The organism is Agaribacter flavus, from assembly GCF_042646125.1.
GTDB classification, from domain to species: Bacteria; Pseudomonadota; Gammaproteobacteria; order Enterobacterales; family Alteromonadaceae; genus Glaciecola; species Glaciecola flavus.
In genome coordinates, this window is record NZ_JBHRSW010000018.1 from 139762 (window position 1) to 155434 (window position 15673).

General features: G+C 42.0%; 14 protein-coding genes. 7 read left to right on the plus strand and 7 right to left on the minus strand.

Annotated features, from left to right (window positions below; translation table 11 throughout):
- Positions 1-79 precede the first annotated feature (79 nt).
- On the plus strand, positions 80-1210 hold the full coding sequence (locus tag ACFOHL_RS11660) for a hypothetical protein (RefSeq protein WP_376920408.1): 1131 nt from the start codon (positions 80-82) through the stop codon (positions 1208-1210).
- 133 nt (positions 1211-1343) lie between these two features.
- Positions 1344-3086 (plus strand): lysophospholipid acyltransferase family protein, encoded by a 1743-nt coding sequence (locus tag ACFOHL_RS11665; protein WP_376920409.1) that lies wholly within the window; start codon positions 1344-1346, stop codon positions 3084-3086.
- Between the two features lie 90 nt (positions 3087-3176).
- Here ACFOHL_RS11665 and ACFOHL_RS11670 read toward each other — a convergent pair whose 3' ends face one another.
- Both ACFOHL_RS11670 and ACFOHL_RS11675 read right to left on the minus strand, forming a co-directional pair.
- Entirely contained in the window at positions 3177-3680 is a 504-nt protein-coding gene (locus tag ACFOHL_RS11670) for a DinB family protein (protein WP_376920410.1), read from the minus strand.
- Positions 3681-3830: 150 nt separating this feature from the next.
- Positions 3831-4340, minus strand: coding sequence for a lipocalin family protein (locus tag ACFOHL_RS11675; RefSeq protein ID WP_376920411.1), 510 nt, complete (start codon positions 4338-4340; stop codon positions 3831-3833).
- A 64-nt stretch (positions 4341-4404) separates the two neighbouring features.
- Between ACFOHL_RS11675 and ACFOHL_RS11680 the strand changes: the two genes are divergently transcribed.
- On the plus strand, positions 4405-5391 hold the full coding sequence (locus ACFOHL_RS11680) for an aldo/keto reductase (protein ID WP_376920412.1): 987 nt from the start codon (positions 4405-4407) through the stop codon (positions 5389-5391).
- Positions 5392-5419: 28 nt separating this feature from the next.
- Here ACFOHL_RS11680 and ACFOHL_RS11685 read toward each other — a convergent pair whose 3' ends face one another.
- The gene (locus ACFOHL_RS11685; RefSeq protein WP_376920413.1) at positions 5420-5602 is read right to left on the minus strand and encodes a DUF1289 domain-containing protein; all 183 of its coding nucleotides are present in this window, start codon (positions 5600-5602) and stop codon (positions 5420-5422) included.
- Between the two features lie 32 nt (positions 5603-5634).
- On the minus strand, positions 5635-6336 hold the full coding sequence (gene folE / locus ACFOHL_RS11690) for a GTP cyclohydrolase I FolE (RefSeq protein WP_376920414.1): 702 nt from the start codon (positions 6334-6336) through the stop codon (positions 5635-5637).
- 419 nt (positions 6337-6755) lie between these two features.
- Here folE and folM point away from each other — a divergent pair, with 419 nt between their 5' ends.
- Genes folM through ACFOHL_RS11710 form a run of 4 tightly spaced genes read left to right on the plus strand, consistent with a single transcriptional unit; the run spans position 6756 to position 11543 of the window.
- Positions 6756-7463 carry a dihydromonapterin reductase gene (gene folM, locus ACFOHL_RS11695; protein ID WP_376920415.1) on the plus strand — a complete coding sequence of 236 codons (708 nt, stop codon included), beginning with the start codon at positions 6756-6758 and terminating at the stop codon, positions 7461-7463.
- Positions 7463-9499, plus strand: coding sequence for a TonB-dependent receptor (locus ACFOHL_RS11700; protein WP_376920416.1), 2037 nt, complete (start codon positions 7463-7465; stop codon positions 9497-9499). The genes folM and ACFOHL_RS11700 overlap by 1 nt, the downstream gene beginning before the upstream one ends.
- A gap of 49 nt (positions 9500-9548) precedes the next feature.
- Positions 9549-10616 (plus strand): agmatine deiminase family protein, encoded by a 1068-nt coding sequence (locus ACFOHL_RS11705; RefSeq protein ID WP_376920417.1) that lies wholly within the window; start codon positions 9549-9551, stop codon positions 10614-10616.
- 27 nt (positions 10617-10643) lie between these two features.
- The gene (locus tag ACFOHL_RS11710) at positions 10644-11543 is read left to right on the plus strand and encodes a carbon-nitrogen hydrolase (protein WP_376920418.1); all 900 of its coding nucleotides are present in this window, start codon (positions 10644-10646) and stop codon (positions 11541-11543) included.
- A gap of 22 nt (positions 11544-11565) precedes the next feature.
- On the opposite strand, the gene ACFOHL_RS11715 is transcribed toward ACFOHL_RS11710, so the two are convergent.
- From ACFOHL_RS11715 to ACFOHL_RS11725, 3 genes are all read right to left on the minus strand, one after another.
- Positions 11566-12321 carry a hypothetical protein gene (locus ACFOHL_RS11715; RefSeq protein ID WP_376920419.1) on the minus strand — a complete coding sequence of 252 codons (756 nt, stop codon included), beginning with the start codon at positions 12319-12321 and terminating at the stop codon, positions 11566-11568.
- Between the two features lie 145 nt (positions 12322-12466).
- Positions 12467-13180 (minus strand): ligase-associated DNA damage response endonuclease PdeM, encoded by a 714-nt coding sequence (pdeM, locus tag ACFOHL_RS11720; protein ID WP_376920420.1) that lies wholly within the window; start codon positions 13178-13180, stop codon positions 12467-12469.
- Positions 13177-15639: a ligase-associated DNA damage response DEXH box helicase gene (locus ACFOHL_RS11725; RefSeq protein WP_376920461.1), complete on the minus strand. Its 2463-nt coding sequence runs from the start codon at positions 15637-15639 to the stop codon at positions 13177-13179. The genes pdeM and ACFOHL_RS11725 overlap by 4 nt, the downstream gene beginning before the upstream one ends.
- Positions 15640-15673: the final 34 nt, after the last annotated feature.

Below are 15673 nucleotides of genomic sequence, written 5' to 3' on the forward strand. Positions count from 1 at the left end.
ATTAAAAGCGCTTGATTTATTTAGCGAGTTATTAAGAATAAGCACATACTATCCAATAAATAAACTCTCGAATCGAAATATGCAAGAAAACAGTCACAGTCAAGCTCAAAGCGCAAGAAAGACCAACAAACTCTGGCTACTCGTATTGGGTTTGTTTGCGCTTGTATTCGGTGTGAGTTTATACAAGCAGTGGCCTCTAGGCAGCCAATCCGCAGACCAATCCATTGGAGAAAAAACGCCATGGGACGACAGATTGTTAGCTTGCAACGATGTCGAATCAGCAGAAGAGACTGACGCGTTTAACACTTGTCTATCAATGGCCAAAGAGGGCTGGCCTCACGCACAAAAGAAAGTAGCGTGGGCTTACACAAGAAAAGGTGAGTTTCAGGATTGGAAAAAGGCCTATGATTGGGTCATTGTGCTATCAAAATATGAACAGAGCGCTGAATTACTGCGCTATGTCATGCTACTCAGCCTAGGACAAACGGAAGAAGACAAAACCTTCGGAGAAAAAGGCATCAAGCGACTGGCCAACATCAATTATGGCCCCGCAGCAGCGTATTTAGGCGCGCTGTATAAACTTGATCAAAACACCCTAGCAAAAACATCCAGTGCAATTTGGTTGTTTAAACGGGCATACGAGCAAGCCCCTGAACTATTCAGTGCCTTTGATTTAGCCGCAATGTATAGCAACGGTTTCGGAGTAGAAAAAAATTACGAAAAAGCACGCAATGTGCTTCTAAAACATGCCGATTTGCGTTTCCCTATCACCACAAACAATGTGGCTTGGTATTTTGCTACAATAGACTCTCAGGCCTTACTCATGCCTCAAAAGGCCATTGCACTTGCCAAAAGCGTGACAAATGACGAAAACCACAAAGACAATCATGTATACATAGACACATTGGCTGCTGCGTACGCAGCTAATGAAGAGTTTGAACTTGCAGAATCCGAACAAGAGAGAGCCTTAGCTCTGCTATTATCAGCAAGTGAAAATGATACAGAAAGTACAAGAAACCAGAATCTAATAAAAGAGTATGAAGAACGTTTGGCATCGTACAAAAACAAAGAGAGAGCTGTCACGATCTCCTTATACAAAGAGTCCGACAAATTTTTTAGTAGAATAAAACGCTCGATTGAAAACGGCTTACTTAGAACTCTCAATAAACGAGCCGAAGCCCCCACACTCATCACTAGGGTCGATGACTAAGCTCGAATATTGCTAAGATCGTTTTCTGCCACACTTTCGTGACAAAAATTTTAGCCATACTTAAGGTTTGTGAGTGGTGTTTTGTATATAATCTGCCCTAGAACGTCCTTGTTGAACAAAAGAAGTTTGAACCATGCATCAACAAATTAGTATTTTAAATTTAGTAGAACAGCCTTCGGCTTTGACAAAATTTGGTGTCTGGCTAATGGATCAGGTAATGGGTATTGCGAAAATGAATGCGCTTTACCAGCAGCACAACATGCATGGCCTGAGTAAAGAAGCCTTTTCAGACAAGATAGTAGAATTATTGTCGCTAGAACTGGAAGGTATACAAGATTTACAGAACAAAGTCCCTGCAGATGGCCCTGTCGTCATCGCCAGTAACCACCCCTTTGGTGGTATAGAAGGCGTGATATTGGCGCGAGCAATAAGTGAGGTGCGACCCGATTTAAAAGTGCTTGCAAATAAGGGCTTGGGTATATTTTCTGAATTGAGTGACTATTTTATATTCACTAATCCCCTCTCTGCCAATGACCCCAAAAATGCACCTTCGTTACGTCAATGTATTTCCCACGTGCGCGAAGGAAACAGCCTACTTATTTTTCCTGCTGGTCGCGTATCGCACTTTGACCATCAAGGTAAACGCATTGTCGAGCACGACTGGAATAAAATCGTTGGCAAACTGGCAGGACAGGCAAATTGTGCGTATCTACCCGTATTTGTCAGCGGAAAAAACTCTGATTGGTTTTATCGCATTGAAAAAGTCTACTTTAAGTTGCGCATGTTTCTTCTCGGGCGAGAAATATTAAACAAACGCGGTGACAAAATTCGCGTCTCAACTGGGTATCCTGTTGCAAGTAAATATTTAGCCGCTGACAACAATGATGAAAAAGCAGAGCTTTGCCGTGCCCTCAGTTATGCACAAGATGCGGCTTGGCGTTATGAATGGCCTGCAGATAAGGTTATCCAGCTTAAACCTATAGCAGCGCCGGAAAACAAACAGCAGATCGCTGAAGAAATCTCACAACTGCCAAAAGAGCAACATTTGGTGAGTTTTAAATCCTATGACGTTTATTATGCGATGCAGTCACAAGCACCCACTATCGTCAATGAAATTGCCCGTCTTCGTGAAATAGTATTCAGAGAGCACAACGAGGGTAGTGGCGAGCCCATCGACACTGACGAATTTGACGCCACTTATACCCATTTATTTATTGTAAACAGGGATAACCACGATATTATCGGCGCATACAGAATGGGGCGTACGGACTTATTGCAGGAAAAGTTTGGTAAAAAAGGCCTGTATTTAAGCAAAATGTTTGATTTTAAATCAAACTTTGTTAACCAACGAGAGCCCAGTATTGAATTGGGCAGATCGTTTGTTGTACCTGAGTATCAAGGTTCTTATCATGGTCTATTTTTATTATGGCGAGGTTTAGGCTCGTTTGTTTGTAAATTCCCTCAATATCGAACGTTTTACGGTACCGTATCAATAAGTAAACTGTATGACCCAAGAAGTGTGCGCCTCATTGAGGAAGTATTAATTGATCACAACGCCACTATTGACGTGACCCCATATAATAGTTTTGAATTTGATCTCCATCCTGAGTTGCATCAATTTTGCCGTAGCAAAAATCGTAAAGAAGAGCTTTCAGCTTTACTGCAAAGTATTGAAAGTGATGGAAAAGACATCCCTATACTAGCCAAGCAATATCGAAAAATGGGCGCACGTTTTCACGCTTTGGGTATTGATAAAAGCTTTAATCATACCCCCGGTTTATTACTGAGTGTTGACTTTCCTAACACACCCGACAAGCTACTCAAGTTGTATGCCGGTGAAGGTTGGCTGACTTATAGAAACTACCAAGCAGAATAAATTTACATATAAAAAAAGCCACGTAATGACGTGGCTTTTTTTACTTACAAATACGTAAGAGTAAATTACTTGTCGACAATTGCTCCGATACTAAGCAGAGCGGGTCAAATGCGTTATTGTGGCCGGTGCGTAGCCAAAAAACTCTGGAATAGACTTATTTTGCATTCCACAGATGATACGAATAAGCGCATAATGGTGAATTGCATGGCTGGTCACAAATACTAGCTCGCGCTCAACTGTCGAGTTGCAAGTCGCAGACTTTGTGTCATTGATGTCTATTTCACTAGTGACCTTAATTGATTTTTCTCTATCACTCTGATCCAGTTTAGACAACCAATCAATAATCGACTCTAAAATTTCTGTCGCAGCGTGTGGAAACTGTTCCACTTGGTTGTGGCGATGACGTTTATTGTAGTCCACGTGACCGTCATTGGAACCACTCATCAAAGCTAAAAAGTGATCGATAACATGACGCAAATGTGCACCAATACTACTAGGAAAATGAGGTTGAATAGAACTTTGATATTCTTTTAGCGATAAGCCATCAAGTAAATCAATTGCTTGTTCCACAATTTGTATATAACTATTTGACATTAATGTCCCTTTCTCCGGTGCTTTAGAGCAACTTCTTATATGTTTCTCTCGGTGAGCGTCTGTGTTTTACGCCGTTATTATCATTGCACAATTATACGATAATGCTAGACCTAAACTGTTGTATTTTTCTTTCAAAAGTATGTTTTTTTGTCAATTTTTGACAAAAATCAAATCTTCCACGGGAAAACCCTTACTTTTTGCGAATTCAATACTTTGATTCAAGCTAAACTCGTCTAGTATAGGGCGGCGCGACAAAATCCACAAATATTCTCTACTCGGTCCTGTCACAATTGCCCAATCGTAGTTGTCTTTATCCAAATCTGCAATCACGTAACTCGCATAAAATGGGCCGAAAAAAGATACTTTTAGATGACCCACATCCTCATCTGAGACAAAGTAAGCTTTACCTTCTGCTACATCCCATTTGTTCTCTTCCTCATTGTAGCCCGTGTTGACCACTTTTATCGAACCATCGTTATTGAGAGTATAAGTCGCAGTAATTTTTGACAAACCACGCTCAAAAGGGTGATCCAGTCGGGCAATTTCATACCAACGCCCCAAGTAGCGTGTTTTATCAAAGTTACTGACAGGCTCAATACCGTCTGGGATTTGCGTGCAGCTGACTAACAACAAGCCAGTAAAAAGTAAAAAAAATTTCATTTGGTCGATTAGAGGCTGTATAAAGGTCAATCATACCACTTTCGACTAGGATCTGTTGACTAAAATGACCAGCAACAATGGCAAACTACCGATTCACAAACACATTCCTCATGCCTCCAGAATCGTATACGGCGGCATGCACTTAGGCGGAGGATGGAATAAAAACCCAATTAGTAAAGACGATGAGATTCAGGCGCAAGATTTACTTGAAACCGCACTTGCTAATGGCATTAATACGCTAGACTTAGCGGACATTTACACGTTTGGGAAAGCCGAAGAAGTGATTGGGCGAGTTTTCAAAAAAGCGCCACATTTAATAGACAAACTTATCATTCAAAGCAAACTTGGTATCAAACTCACCCATGATGCCAAAGTAAAGCAATACGATTTATCCGCCTCATGGGCTGAAAAAGGATTAGACGCCATTCTAAAACGTTTACGAATAGAGAAACTCGATGTCTTATTTTTACATCGCCCCGACCCATTGATGGAAATTGAGTCACTCGCCACAACCCTCAATAAAAATTACGAGCATGACAAGTTTGAATATTTAGCACTATCAAATATGCACGCCGGTCAAATGGCCTACATTCAAAGTAATGTTAGCATGCCTGTTATTGCCAATCAGCTAGAGATGAGTTTACTCGCATCAGATTTTGTGGAGGATGCCATTACTGTTAACATGGATATAAACAGCCAAGTGGGCTTTCCCAGAGGGACAATTGAGTATTGTTTACCTCAAGGTATTCAACTGCAGGCCTGGGCATCTCTAGCACAAGGCATATTTGACCCGAACCATACGAATACCGAAGTAACGCGCGAGATAATTGATACTAGGTTACTAGTTGGCGAATTGGCAGAAAATTACAACACCTCGCCTTCCGCTATCGTCTTAGCATGGTTGATGCGCCACCCTGCAATGATTCAACCCGTCATCGGCACCACTACGCCAAAACGTCTTGTCGAGGCTGCAGAAGCGGGTAAAATATTACTGTCACGAGACGATTGGTATCATTTACTCGAGACGCGTCGAGGGCGAGAGGTGCCCTAGTTTGCGCTTTGACTCAAGTTTAGCTCGCTTATTTTTGACCGACGCGTCGCCTAGCGACACTGGCCAAGATCACGGCTTTGCGTTCATCTGTTGCTTGGCTCCACTCAACAATTTCGTCTATTGTGCGTTTGCAGCCAATGCATATATCGTTGTTATCAAGACAACAATTTCTAATACACGGTGACGTAAATTTTTCAGATGGCTGAGTCATCTCATAAAGGTTTTTGTGTAGGTAAAGATCGCTTAGTTTAAGCCAAAAAACTGTCTTTTCATCTCTCGGTCTGTTTTGAACACCCCACCCAATGAGGACGTCTTGGTGTAAGAGCTTGTATCGCGAATACCTCTTGCTTTTACACAGTAGTGAGTGGCATTGATGCTAACCGCGACATCTTGGCTGCCTGTTAATGCTTGCAATGCAACCATCACTTGCTGCGTCAGACGCTCTTGCACTTGCGGTCTTTGCGCAAAAAAAGTAACTAAACGATTGATTTTGCTCAAACCAATCACCGTATCCTTAGGAATGTATGCGACGCTAGCGGTGCCATCAATGGTTACGAAGTGATGCTCACAAGTTGAGGTCAAACTAATATCGGTAACTTGAACCGGTTCCTCTATAGACATCTTATTTTCAATTTGTGTGATTTTTGGAAAATTTTTGTAGTCAAGGCCACTAAATATTTCATCCACAAACATCTTTGCAATCCGCTTTGGCGTATCTTGCAGACTATCATCAGACAAGTCCAACCCGAGGGCTCCCATGATGTCGTGCATAGCGACTTGCACTTTTTGACGTTTTTCAGCGTCTGACAAGGTATTTTTTATCATAGGTGTTTCAAGCCCTGCATTAATCAAGGCCGTTCTAACCAACTTTGCTTGAGGCGATATACCCGATTCACCTTCTACCAAATGTACAGCATCTTTTGTTACGGTAGATTTTGCTAGCATTCCAAATCCAATTTATTGTCTTGATACAATTATATACGCACCGAAGTGCAAAATAGGTTTAAAATCATTCCATACAACAAGAATGAATTGGTGAAGAATTGTACTTACTAGATTAATCGCCTACTAGAACAAAAACGCGGCAAGTATATCCATATACGCTTTAGTTTTTCATCCCTGAAAAACAAATTTTGATTCTAGTAGGCGATTAATCTAGCAAGTGCAATTCTGCCATAAGCCTTAAGCCGTAAGAATAAATCGAGAAGATATTCCCAAGCTTATGATACATTTAGCGATCTGAGTGAATAAGCTTCGCGTATAACAGACCACTTATCAATCTCTGTTTGTAGATTGTGTTTGTACACAATGCTAAGCGAAACAAACTCTCATAAAAGACCACAACGCAAGGAATCACGTCTTACATGACAGCACCAATACTTATTACCGGTGGCGCCCAACGACTTGGCTTAGCCATTGCCGATGATCTTCTTTTAAAGAATCAGCCTGTAATTGTAACATACCGGAGCAAAAAACCATCACTAGATATACTAAATGAAAAGGGAGCAATACTTATTCAAGCAAATTTTGCACACGCAGACGGTATAGCTAAGTTTATAGGCGCCTTGAAAGAAGAGACCGATCGTTTACGAGGTATTATTCATAATGCTTCGGACTGGGCGAAAGAAAAACCCGACAGTGACTATAATGCTCTGCTATTAAACATGATGAATGTGCATGTAAATGCGCCTTATCAAATCAACTTGGCCTGTCAAAACATGCTAGAAAACAACGGCAATTTTGCTGACATTATCCATATGACAGATTTTGTACAAGAAAAAGGTAGTCAAAAACACATTGCTTATGCAGCCAGCAAAGCGGCGTTGCACAATTTAACGCTTTCTTTTAGCGCGCTTTTAGCGCCAAAAGTAAAAGTAAACAGCATTGCTCCAGCTTTGCTTATGTTCAACGAATGGGACGATCAAAATTACCGACAACGAGCACTAAAAAAATCGCTGCTACAAAACTGCCCTGGTGCCAAAGAAGCCGTCAATGCGGTCAATTTTATACTTAATAGTGACTATGTGACTGGACAGGTGCTGCATTTGAATGGTGGGAGACACTTGAAGTAATGAAATATTCTATACTTGCAGCAGGATTGTTCAGTACTAGTATATTATCACAAGTTGTGCTTGCTCAATCCACACAAGAACAAACAAACAACAACATCGAAGTACTCACCGTTACCGCCAATAGAACTTTAGAAGCTATTAATGGTGTAAGTGCAAGTATTACTCAGGTTTCATCTAATGAGTTACACGCTATTAATGCACAACATATCCAACAAGCCTTATTGAGTTCGCCGAGTACTTGGATTAGCCGAGGTAATGGTCAGGAACACCTGACTGCAATTCGATCGCCCGTACTCACCGGCGCAGGCAGTTGTGGAGCATTTTTAATGGCGCTTGATGGTATTAGTTTGCGCGCACCAGGCTTTTGCAATACCAACCAGTTATTCGATACCAATACTGAACAAGCTGGGCGTATTGAAGTGCTCAAAGGTCCCGCGAGTACACTTTATGGCACAAATGCATTGCATGGTGTTATCAACATAATCACTCCCGAAGCTAGTTCGAGTAATAACAGTTTAGAAGCCACATTGGGCGCAAATGATTTTCTGCGTCTAGAAACAGACAATAGTTGGCAAATCGGCAGAGACGGCGACCTACGCTTACTTTTCAATATAACGGATGATGGCGGATATCAAGCAGATAGCGGTTATGATCAACAAAAACTCACTTTAATTAGTCAAAAAAGTGTGGCGCAATGGCAAAACAAAACCGTCGTAGATATTAGTCACCTGAATCAAGAAACCGCAGGATTCGTTCAGGGCTTTGAAGTGTTCAAAGATCGAAGTGCCCGAAGAGAAAACCCTAATCCAGAGGCCTTTAGAGATGCCAGTTCGCTTCGTGCTTACAGTAATTTTAGTCTTAATGGCCTAAGTGTTACCCCATACATCCGCTGGAATAAAATGCGATTTCTACAGCATTTTTTGCCTTGGCAAGGCTTGGAAGAAAACGGGCATCATAGCCTTGGCTTACAAGCGCAATACGCCTTTTCATCATCAAATACTCAGTGGGTAAGTGGCATCGATGGTGATTTTAGCCGTGGTCATCTAAAAGAGACACAAGCACAGCCGTTTTCGCCGACTATCCCACAAGGAGAACATTACGACTACCGTGTGAATGCTAGTCGTCTAGCCGCTTATTTACAAGGAATATGGGCTTGGTCTGATTGGAAGCTCGTAATAGGTGGTCGTATTGAGAACATCCGTTACAATTACGACAACCGCCTGAGTGACGGCAGTGCTTGCGCACCTGATGTAACACTGTGCCGATTTTCTCGTCCTGCGGACAAAAAGGTATCGTTCACCTCTTTTGCTCCCTCGGCCTCTCTTAGTTACGCATTATCAAAGGCGCAAACTGTATACTTTAAGTTTTCGCAAGGTTTCAGAGCGCCGGAAGCCACCGAGTTATTTAGACTGCAAAACAACCAGACAATCACCGATTTTGATGAAGTAAAATTAGATGCCTATGAATTTGCTTGGCGCTTTACTAGCCGTCGTCACAAACTCTATGTATCTTTGTTTGACATGCGAAAGCGAGATGTCATTATTTTAAGTACTGACCGTCAAAGCATAGCTGGCGGTGACACCCGCCATCAGGGATTGGAGTTTACATGGGCCTGGGATGTCAACGACTCGCTGGCGTTAAAAAGCGCTTACACGCGACAAAAACATGAGTACGTCAACGATATCCTCATATCTCGTGCATCCATTGCGGGAAACCGAATAGATACCGCACCCGATACTCTATTTAATACTCAACTGCAGTGGCGTTTTGACGAAAGTAACTTTGCCACACTGTCATTCAATTTACTCGACAACTACTATTTAAACCCTGAAAATACAGCAGAATATGAAGGTCACAAATTACTTGATTTCGGGTTTCGTCACCAGATAACAAAGGCTCTGAGCATACAAGCGAATGTGTTTAACCTACTCAATGAAGATTATGCAGAGCGTGCCGATTTCGGTTTTGGCAACTACCGTTACTTTGTTGGTCAACCCAGACGCCTATTTGTGTCTATTCGCTACAACTATGATTAAGGGCTGTTGGCCATTGCAGTCAACGGTGCTCTAAAGGGTAATACAACGAATGAGAATAGCATCACCCACGCTTCCACTATATTTAATGCCGGAATGGGCAGACATTGAAGCCGTCGTCCTCGCTTGGCCGCATGCAAACTCTGACTGGTCTCCTTGGCTAGACGACGCCAGACGTACCTATGTACAATTGATCTCTTCAATTAATAGTACGGGCGCCACAGTACTACTGCTCTGTCATGAGGACGAACTTGGTTTGGTAAAATCAATGGTACCCATGCATAGTAAAGTGCTCATTGTTGTTACGTCATACAACGATACGTGGACGAGAGACTATGTATTTTTAACCTGTGAAAGCAGTAATGGGAATGTACCAGTTGAATTTGTTTTTAACGGGTGGGGCAATAAATTTAATGCAAATTTAGACAATCAAGTAAATAAAACACTCGCTAGCTTGTGCCAGAATCCGTTGATTTCTTGTAACACGGTATTAGAAGGCGGTGCTATTGAAGTCGACCAAAATCACGAATTGCTAACTACCGCTTCCTGTTTATTTAACCCCGAACGAAACGGGGACATGCCTGAACAAGCCTACAGAGACTGTTTCAAAACTTATTTGGGTAGCGAACAAACCCATATATTTCAACATGGTCATCTTATTGGTGACGATACCGATGGACATATCGACACGCTAGTAAGATATACCCCTTTAAGAGGCTTAGTCATACAAAGTGCTTACAATCGTCCAACAGACCCGCACTTTGAAGGCTTGTTTAAACTAAAGCAAGAAGTGCAAAGTAAATTTCCTGACTACGTCTTATACGAGTTGCCGCTTCCAGCACTCACCAATAAGCATGGTGAACGTCTGCCCGCTTCCTATGCCAATTTCTTAATATGCAACCGGACGGTTATAGCGCCGGTTTACCAGCAAGAAGAAGATAAAGAAGCACTTGAGGTACTTGCAAAGGCTTTTCCGAATTACAAAATCGTAGCCATTGACTGCTCTGTGCTCGTGCAACAATTTGGCAGTTTGCATTGCATTACGATGCAAATACCGGAAAATACGCTAAGGCCTGACATCCTCTCCCAAGCTGAGCTTGGTATAAGCCAAATTCTGTGAGTAAAAGGTTTTTTATAGAGATCGTATATGCAAAACAACAAACATATTCTTAAAGTAGGCTTGGTTCAGGCATCAGTCAGTAGCAACGATAAACACCTCAATTGGCAGCGTTCAGCTGAGGAAGTGAGGTTATTGGCTCAGCAAGGCGTCGAATGTATCCTCTTACAAGAATTGCATTCGACGCTGTATTTTTGCCAAGAAGAAAACGTTGATACTTTTGACTTAGCCGAGCCTATTCCTGGAGAAGCTACCGCATTTTTTGGCTCACTCGCCGCCGAATGTGGGGTGGTATTGATCACGTCTTTGTTTGAAAAGAGAGCCTCAGGTCTGTACCACAACACTGCCGTAGTTTTCGATAAGAGTACCGAAATTGCCGGCATGTATAGAAAAATGCACATTCCCGATGACCCAGGCTTTTATGAAAAATTCTATTTCACACCAGGGGACTTGGGCTTTGAGCCAATAAAAACCAGCATTGGTAACCTAGGGGTATTGGTGTGTTGGGATCAATGGTATCCCGAAGCCGCTAGACTGATGGCGATGAACGGAGCGGACATTTTATTTTACCCAACGGCAATTGGCTGGGATGAGCGAGATTCAGCTGATGAAAAGCAACGTCAACAAGGTGCATGGGAGACCATTCAGCGCGCACATGCTGTAGCGAATTCTGTCCCTGTGGTCGTAGCTAATCGTGTTGGTTTTGAAGCCTCACCAATATCGGGCGATCCCGGCATAAATTTTTGGGGTCACAGCTTTGTCGCTGGTCCTCAAGGAGAGATCCTAGCGATGGCAAGTGATGCGGAAGAAGCGCAACTCATTGTCGACATCGACATGACAAGAACAGAAGATGTAAAACGGATCTGGCCATACTTTAGAGACCGACGCATAGACGCTTACAATGAAATAAACAAGCGCTGGGGTAGCTAGGGGCTGTTGCTTTAACTCAGCGTTACTGACTCAACTCTTGACTATGATCTAGCGAAATATTGCCGCTAAAAGTCATACCTGCAGTTTGTGCTTTAGGGGTATTGCTTCTGCTAGTCGCAGAACCGGCAGGGATAAGCTCATTTAAGCGTTTAAAATTTGAGGCTAATTTTTTTGCCAGTTCACGGTGCTTTTCATTTAAATAGTGAAACACTTTCTGACTACCCAAACGATAAACCTGGTATCGAGGATTATCCAAATACTTTTGTGGTAAAAAGATATCTCCGACCACAATGCCTTCTACCCTCTCGCCATCAAAAAACTTAAACAATTTACCGTGATCTGCAAACTCCACAGATTTTGAGTTTAGCAATACCTCACTATCAAAATGAGACTGAAAATTGTAACCACTCACGCTAGCAATAGACGAAATCTTAGATGTTGAGCAAGAGATACATTGCTGTTTATCTACCACCAACACGATATTGCTTATATAAACGGGGTAGTTAACTTTAACAAGATTTTTGTACTCTTTTGCATGAGATTCGAGCCGCAAATCAAGGCCATCGATCACACCATAGTTTGCACTAATCGCGCCCCGGGTATAAGGGAGCGTCGTAAAGACTACTGGCACATCGAGTGACTGATATGATTTGACTAGTATTTGATGTAAATCAGCATGTTGGGGATTAACCGGTGTAGTGTGAATGACGAGGTCGTCTGAGGCTAGCGCGAAGGGCACCGATAGTATAAAAAATACTATGTTTACAACAAGCCTCATTTTGGACACCAATTTAATTATTATTTGTATGACTCGTAATACCTTACGAGCCAAGTTGGTAAACCGTTGTCGTGACACAGCGGCACTATAGAATCTAAACTAAAACAGACATTTAGGACTGTCTACTATACATTAGTATATATTTTTATAACATAATGAGTTTTTTGTCGTATAGCAAGTACGTTTTTGTTGATTGTTTACAAAATAGTGTTGCTATCGCTTTATCGTCAACTGACAAACCACCTGTATAACTGCCGAAAGCAGGCATCAATAGAAGATTTTTGTCCAGTAAAAAGGACTTACCAGTGAATTTCTGTCGCGAAATATATGTCGATATCTTTGGATGAAAGTGCCCGAAAATTTGTCCTTCATGCGACTTTGGTATACAAATATCACTGGGCTCATGACACAACTCAATTGAAAATAAGGTAGTACGTTTCATACGCAAACCAAGTATATTATCTGGAATAACTGGGTCATGATTCCCCAATATCCAAATCCATTTTTTAAGCCCTGAAATCGTGCTGTTCAGAAAATTTAGGTCATTTTCATGCATGCGCTTAACAGCATTTCGGTCATGAAAGCTATCGCCCAAACAAATCACACAAGCAGGCTTGTATCTTTCGATCGCAACTTGCATTCTCACGAGTGTGTCGTGTGTATCAATAGTCGGTAGAGTGTTGCCAAACTGATTGAGAAAACTGCCTTTCTCAAGATGTAAATCGGAAATTATTAGTGTATTGCATGCAGGCCAAAAAATGATGCCATCACTGTCCAATATCAGATGTTGACCACAAAACTTTACTGGGATCGCCTTGTTCTGCTTGATTTTCAGCTCTAGTTCTTTAGCGTCAATCACTGTACCTCACTATTTTCTAGTAGTTGTCGTATGTCTTGCATCATATCTTCTGCTTCTTTGTACAAGTTGGCTTGCTCAAGTAATGCCTGCTGCCCATTGCCTGAAATACGTTCACTACGCACACCCAATACAATAGGAATAGCAAGTGGAGAGGGTTTAGATAGACTTTTGAAGGTATATGCCCGCTCAAAGCGAATGAGGAGATTGGCAGTACGAGTAAGGTCTAGTAGTTCTCGTTCTGCCTCTTGCCGAGTGACTTTCAACAATACGTGATCCGGGTCATATTTTTTCAATGTGTCGTAGAGCAGGTCACTAGAGAAAGTCACCTGCTTTATTGTTTTTTTGCTGCTGTGATATTGTTGTTCAATAAGCCCGCTTACAATGGCAACTTGCCGAAAAGCTCGCTTTAACATAGCGGCTTCTAACATCCAATTTTCTAATTCATCACCCAATATATCTGGCGCAAAAACTTTTGCGATGTGTTTGTGTAGGACTGGTTGAATACTAGCAATCGATAAGCCGTAGTCAGTGACTGAAAAACTCAAAGGTTTTAATCCCATTTTTTCCATGCGTTTAGTAATCAACATGCCTAGAGTTTGGTTGGCTTTTCGTCCTTCAAACGTGTAATACAAAGTATACTCTGCCTGCCGATACGAGAACTGTTCAATAAGTACTTTATTCGAACAAGGCAACACGGAATAAGCCTGTTGTAGAGCGAGCCATTCACGCACAGTTGCTGGTAGTCGCTGCCATTGTTCAGGGGTATTTAACAAATGTCGAACAGCTTCACCTAAGTCTGTAGACAAAGGCATTTGCCCCCCAACATAACTAGGAATCTTAGGCTCTTTCGCCTTTCCTGATCTAGCCTCAACTATCAAATCTTTGATACATTCAAATTGCAAAACCTCCCCAGCAAAGTAGAAGGTGTCTCCTTTGACAAGTTGTTGCGCAAAATACTCCTCTACCTCACCAATTATCTTGCCTTGGTGTTTTCGCCTCAAGCGCTTAACACGCATCCGGCCAGCCTCTACAATAGTCCCGATGTTCTGGCGATGACGGGCAATAACACGTTTATTAGCAGGCTCGTATAAATTAGGTAATATCAACTGAATTCGCTTATATCTATCGTAAGCTTTTAATGCATATCCACCGTCTTCAGTATACTCCCATAGCTTTTGAAAGCTTTCTCTTTCCAAGTGTTGATAGGGAGGTGCATTACGTATTTGCTGGTAAATTTCTTCTTGAGTGGCTTTTTGACTGCACAAACAATTTAGAATAAATTGCGGAATGATGTCTAGCGACCCATCCAGGGCTTTTTCGCCGTCTAGCTTTTCATTGTTGATTGCGTCAATTGCACAAAGGCACTCCAATGCCTCAAATCTGTTAGCTGGTACAAGTATTGCTCTGGATGGCTTGTCAAGTGTGTGATTTGACCGACCGATACGCTGTAACAAGCGACAAATCCCTTTTGGAGCTCCGACTTGAATGACCAAATCAACATTACCCCAGTCAATTCCCAATTCTAGTGCTGAGGTAGCCACTATGGCTTTAAGCTGATTTTTTGCCATTAAGCTTTCAGCTTTTATTCTTTGTTCTTTTGATAAGGCTCCGTGATAAATAGCGATGGGTAGAGCACTGACATTTTCTTCCCATAACAACTGAAAAATCAATTCTGCTTGGGCACGTGTATTAACAAAAACTAAACTCGTGTCTGCCTTTTCAATCTCTGCATATATTTCTTTTATCGCATATTTAGCTGTAAATCCCCCAAAGGGCATGCGACTTTTACTTCGTAGAATGGTCAGTTCAGGCTTAACTTTATTGCTTACCACTATCAATTTGCAAGGTTTACCCGTTACACCTAACCACTTTGCCAAATCGTCTGGATAGGCAACGGTAGCGGACAAACCAAAGCGAATAGCATGCGGGTTTAAAGCATGTAAGCGTGCCATTGCCAAAGCGGTAAAATCTCCCCGCTTTGTGTTCGCAAAACTATGTACTTCATCCAAAATTATGCATTTCAGCCCAGAAAAAATATTCGGTGCATCAGCGTATGACAGCATCAACATGAGCGATTCTGGCGTTGTCAATAATATGTCAGGTGGACTTTTTCTTTGCTTTTGTCTCTGGTAAGCAGAGGTATCCCCTGTTCGCGAGGCAACTTCAATGTCTAGACCGATTTCAGAAATTGGCTGACGTAAATTTCGCTCAATGTCGTGGGTCAGGGCTTTGAGAGGAGAGATATACAATGTGTGGAGTGACTTTTTAGTCTGTTTGTCTCGTTCAGACAAATCTATGAGACTGGGTAAAAAACCTGAAAGCGTTTTACCTGCGCCTGTAGGCGCAATGAGTAAGCAGGACTCTCGGTTGGCAAAACGCGCAAGCATTTCTTTCTGATGACGCCGTATTACCCATTCCTTGCCAGCAAACCATTTTTGAAATCCACAAGGGATGACCATTTGTTTGCTTGTTCCCAAAATAGAATAGCTCCGC

Excerpts from the sequence above, each read along its gene's own strand:
- folM (WP_376920415.1), top strand. The coding sequence starts at position 6,756 with ATGACAGCACCAATACTTATTACCGGTGGCGCCCAACGACTTGGCTTA.
- ACFOHL_RS11700 (WP_376920416.1), top strand. The coding sequence starts at position 7,463 with ATGAAATATTCTATACTTGCAGCAGGATTGTTCAGTACTAGTATATTA.
- ACFOHL_RS11725 (WP_376920461.1), bottom strand. The coding sequence starts at position 15,639 with ATGGTCATCCCTTGTGGATTTCAAAAATGGTTTGCTGGCAAGGAATGG.
- ACFOHL_RS11660 (WP_376920408.1), top strand. The coding sequence starts at position 80 with ATGCAAGAAAACAGTCACAGTCAAGCTCAAAGCGCAAGAAAGACCAAC.
- ACFOHL_RS11710 (WP_376920418.1), top strand. The coding sequence starts at position 10,644 with ATGCAAAACAACAAACATATTCTTAAAGTAGGCTTGGTTCAGGCATCA.
- folE (WP_376920414.1), bottom strand. The coding sequence starts at position 6,336 with ATGCTAGCAAAATCTACCGTAACAAAAGATGCTGTACATTTGGTAGAA.
- ACFOHL_RS11685 (WP_376920413.1), bottom strand. The coding sequence starts at position 5,602 with ATGACTCAGCCATCTGAAAAATTTACGTCACCGTGTATTAGAAATTGT.
- ACFOHL_RS11705 (WP_376920417.1), top strand. The coding sequence starts at position 9,549 with ATGAGAATAGCATCACCCACGCTTCCACTATATTTAATGCCGGAATGG.
- ACFOHL_RS11675 (WP_376920411.1), bottom strand. The coding sequence starts at position 4,340 with ATGAAATTTTTTTTACTTTTTACTGGCTTGTTGTTAGTCAGCTGCACG.
- ACFOHL_RS11665 (WP_376920409.1), top strand. The coding sequence starts at position 1,344 with ATGCATCAACAAATTAGTATTTTAAATTTAGTAGAACAGCCTTCGGCT.
- ACFOHL_RS11670 (WP_376920410.1), bottom strand. The coding sequence starts at position 3,680 with ATGTCAAATAGTTATATACAAATTGTGGAACAAGCAATTGATTTACTT.
- ACFOHL_RS11680 (WP_376920412.1), top strand. The coding sequence starts at position 4,405 with ATGACCAGCAACAATGGCAAACTACCGATTCACAAACACATTCCTCAT.
- ACFOHL_RS11715 (WP_376920419.1), bottom strand. The coding sequence starts at position 12,321 with ATGAGGCTTGTTGTAAACATAGTATTTTTTATACTATCGGTGCCCTTC.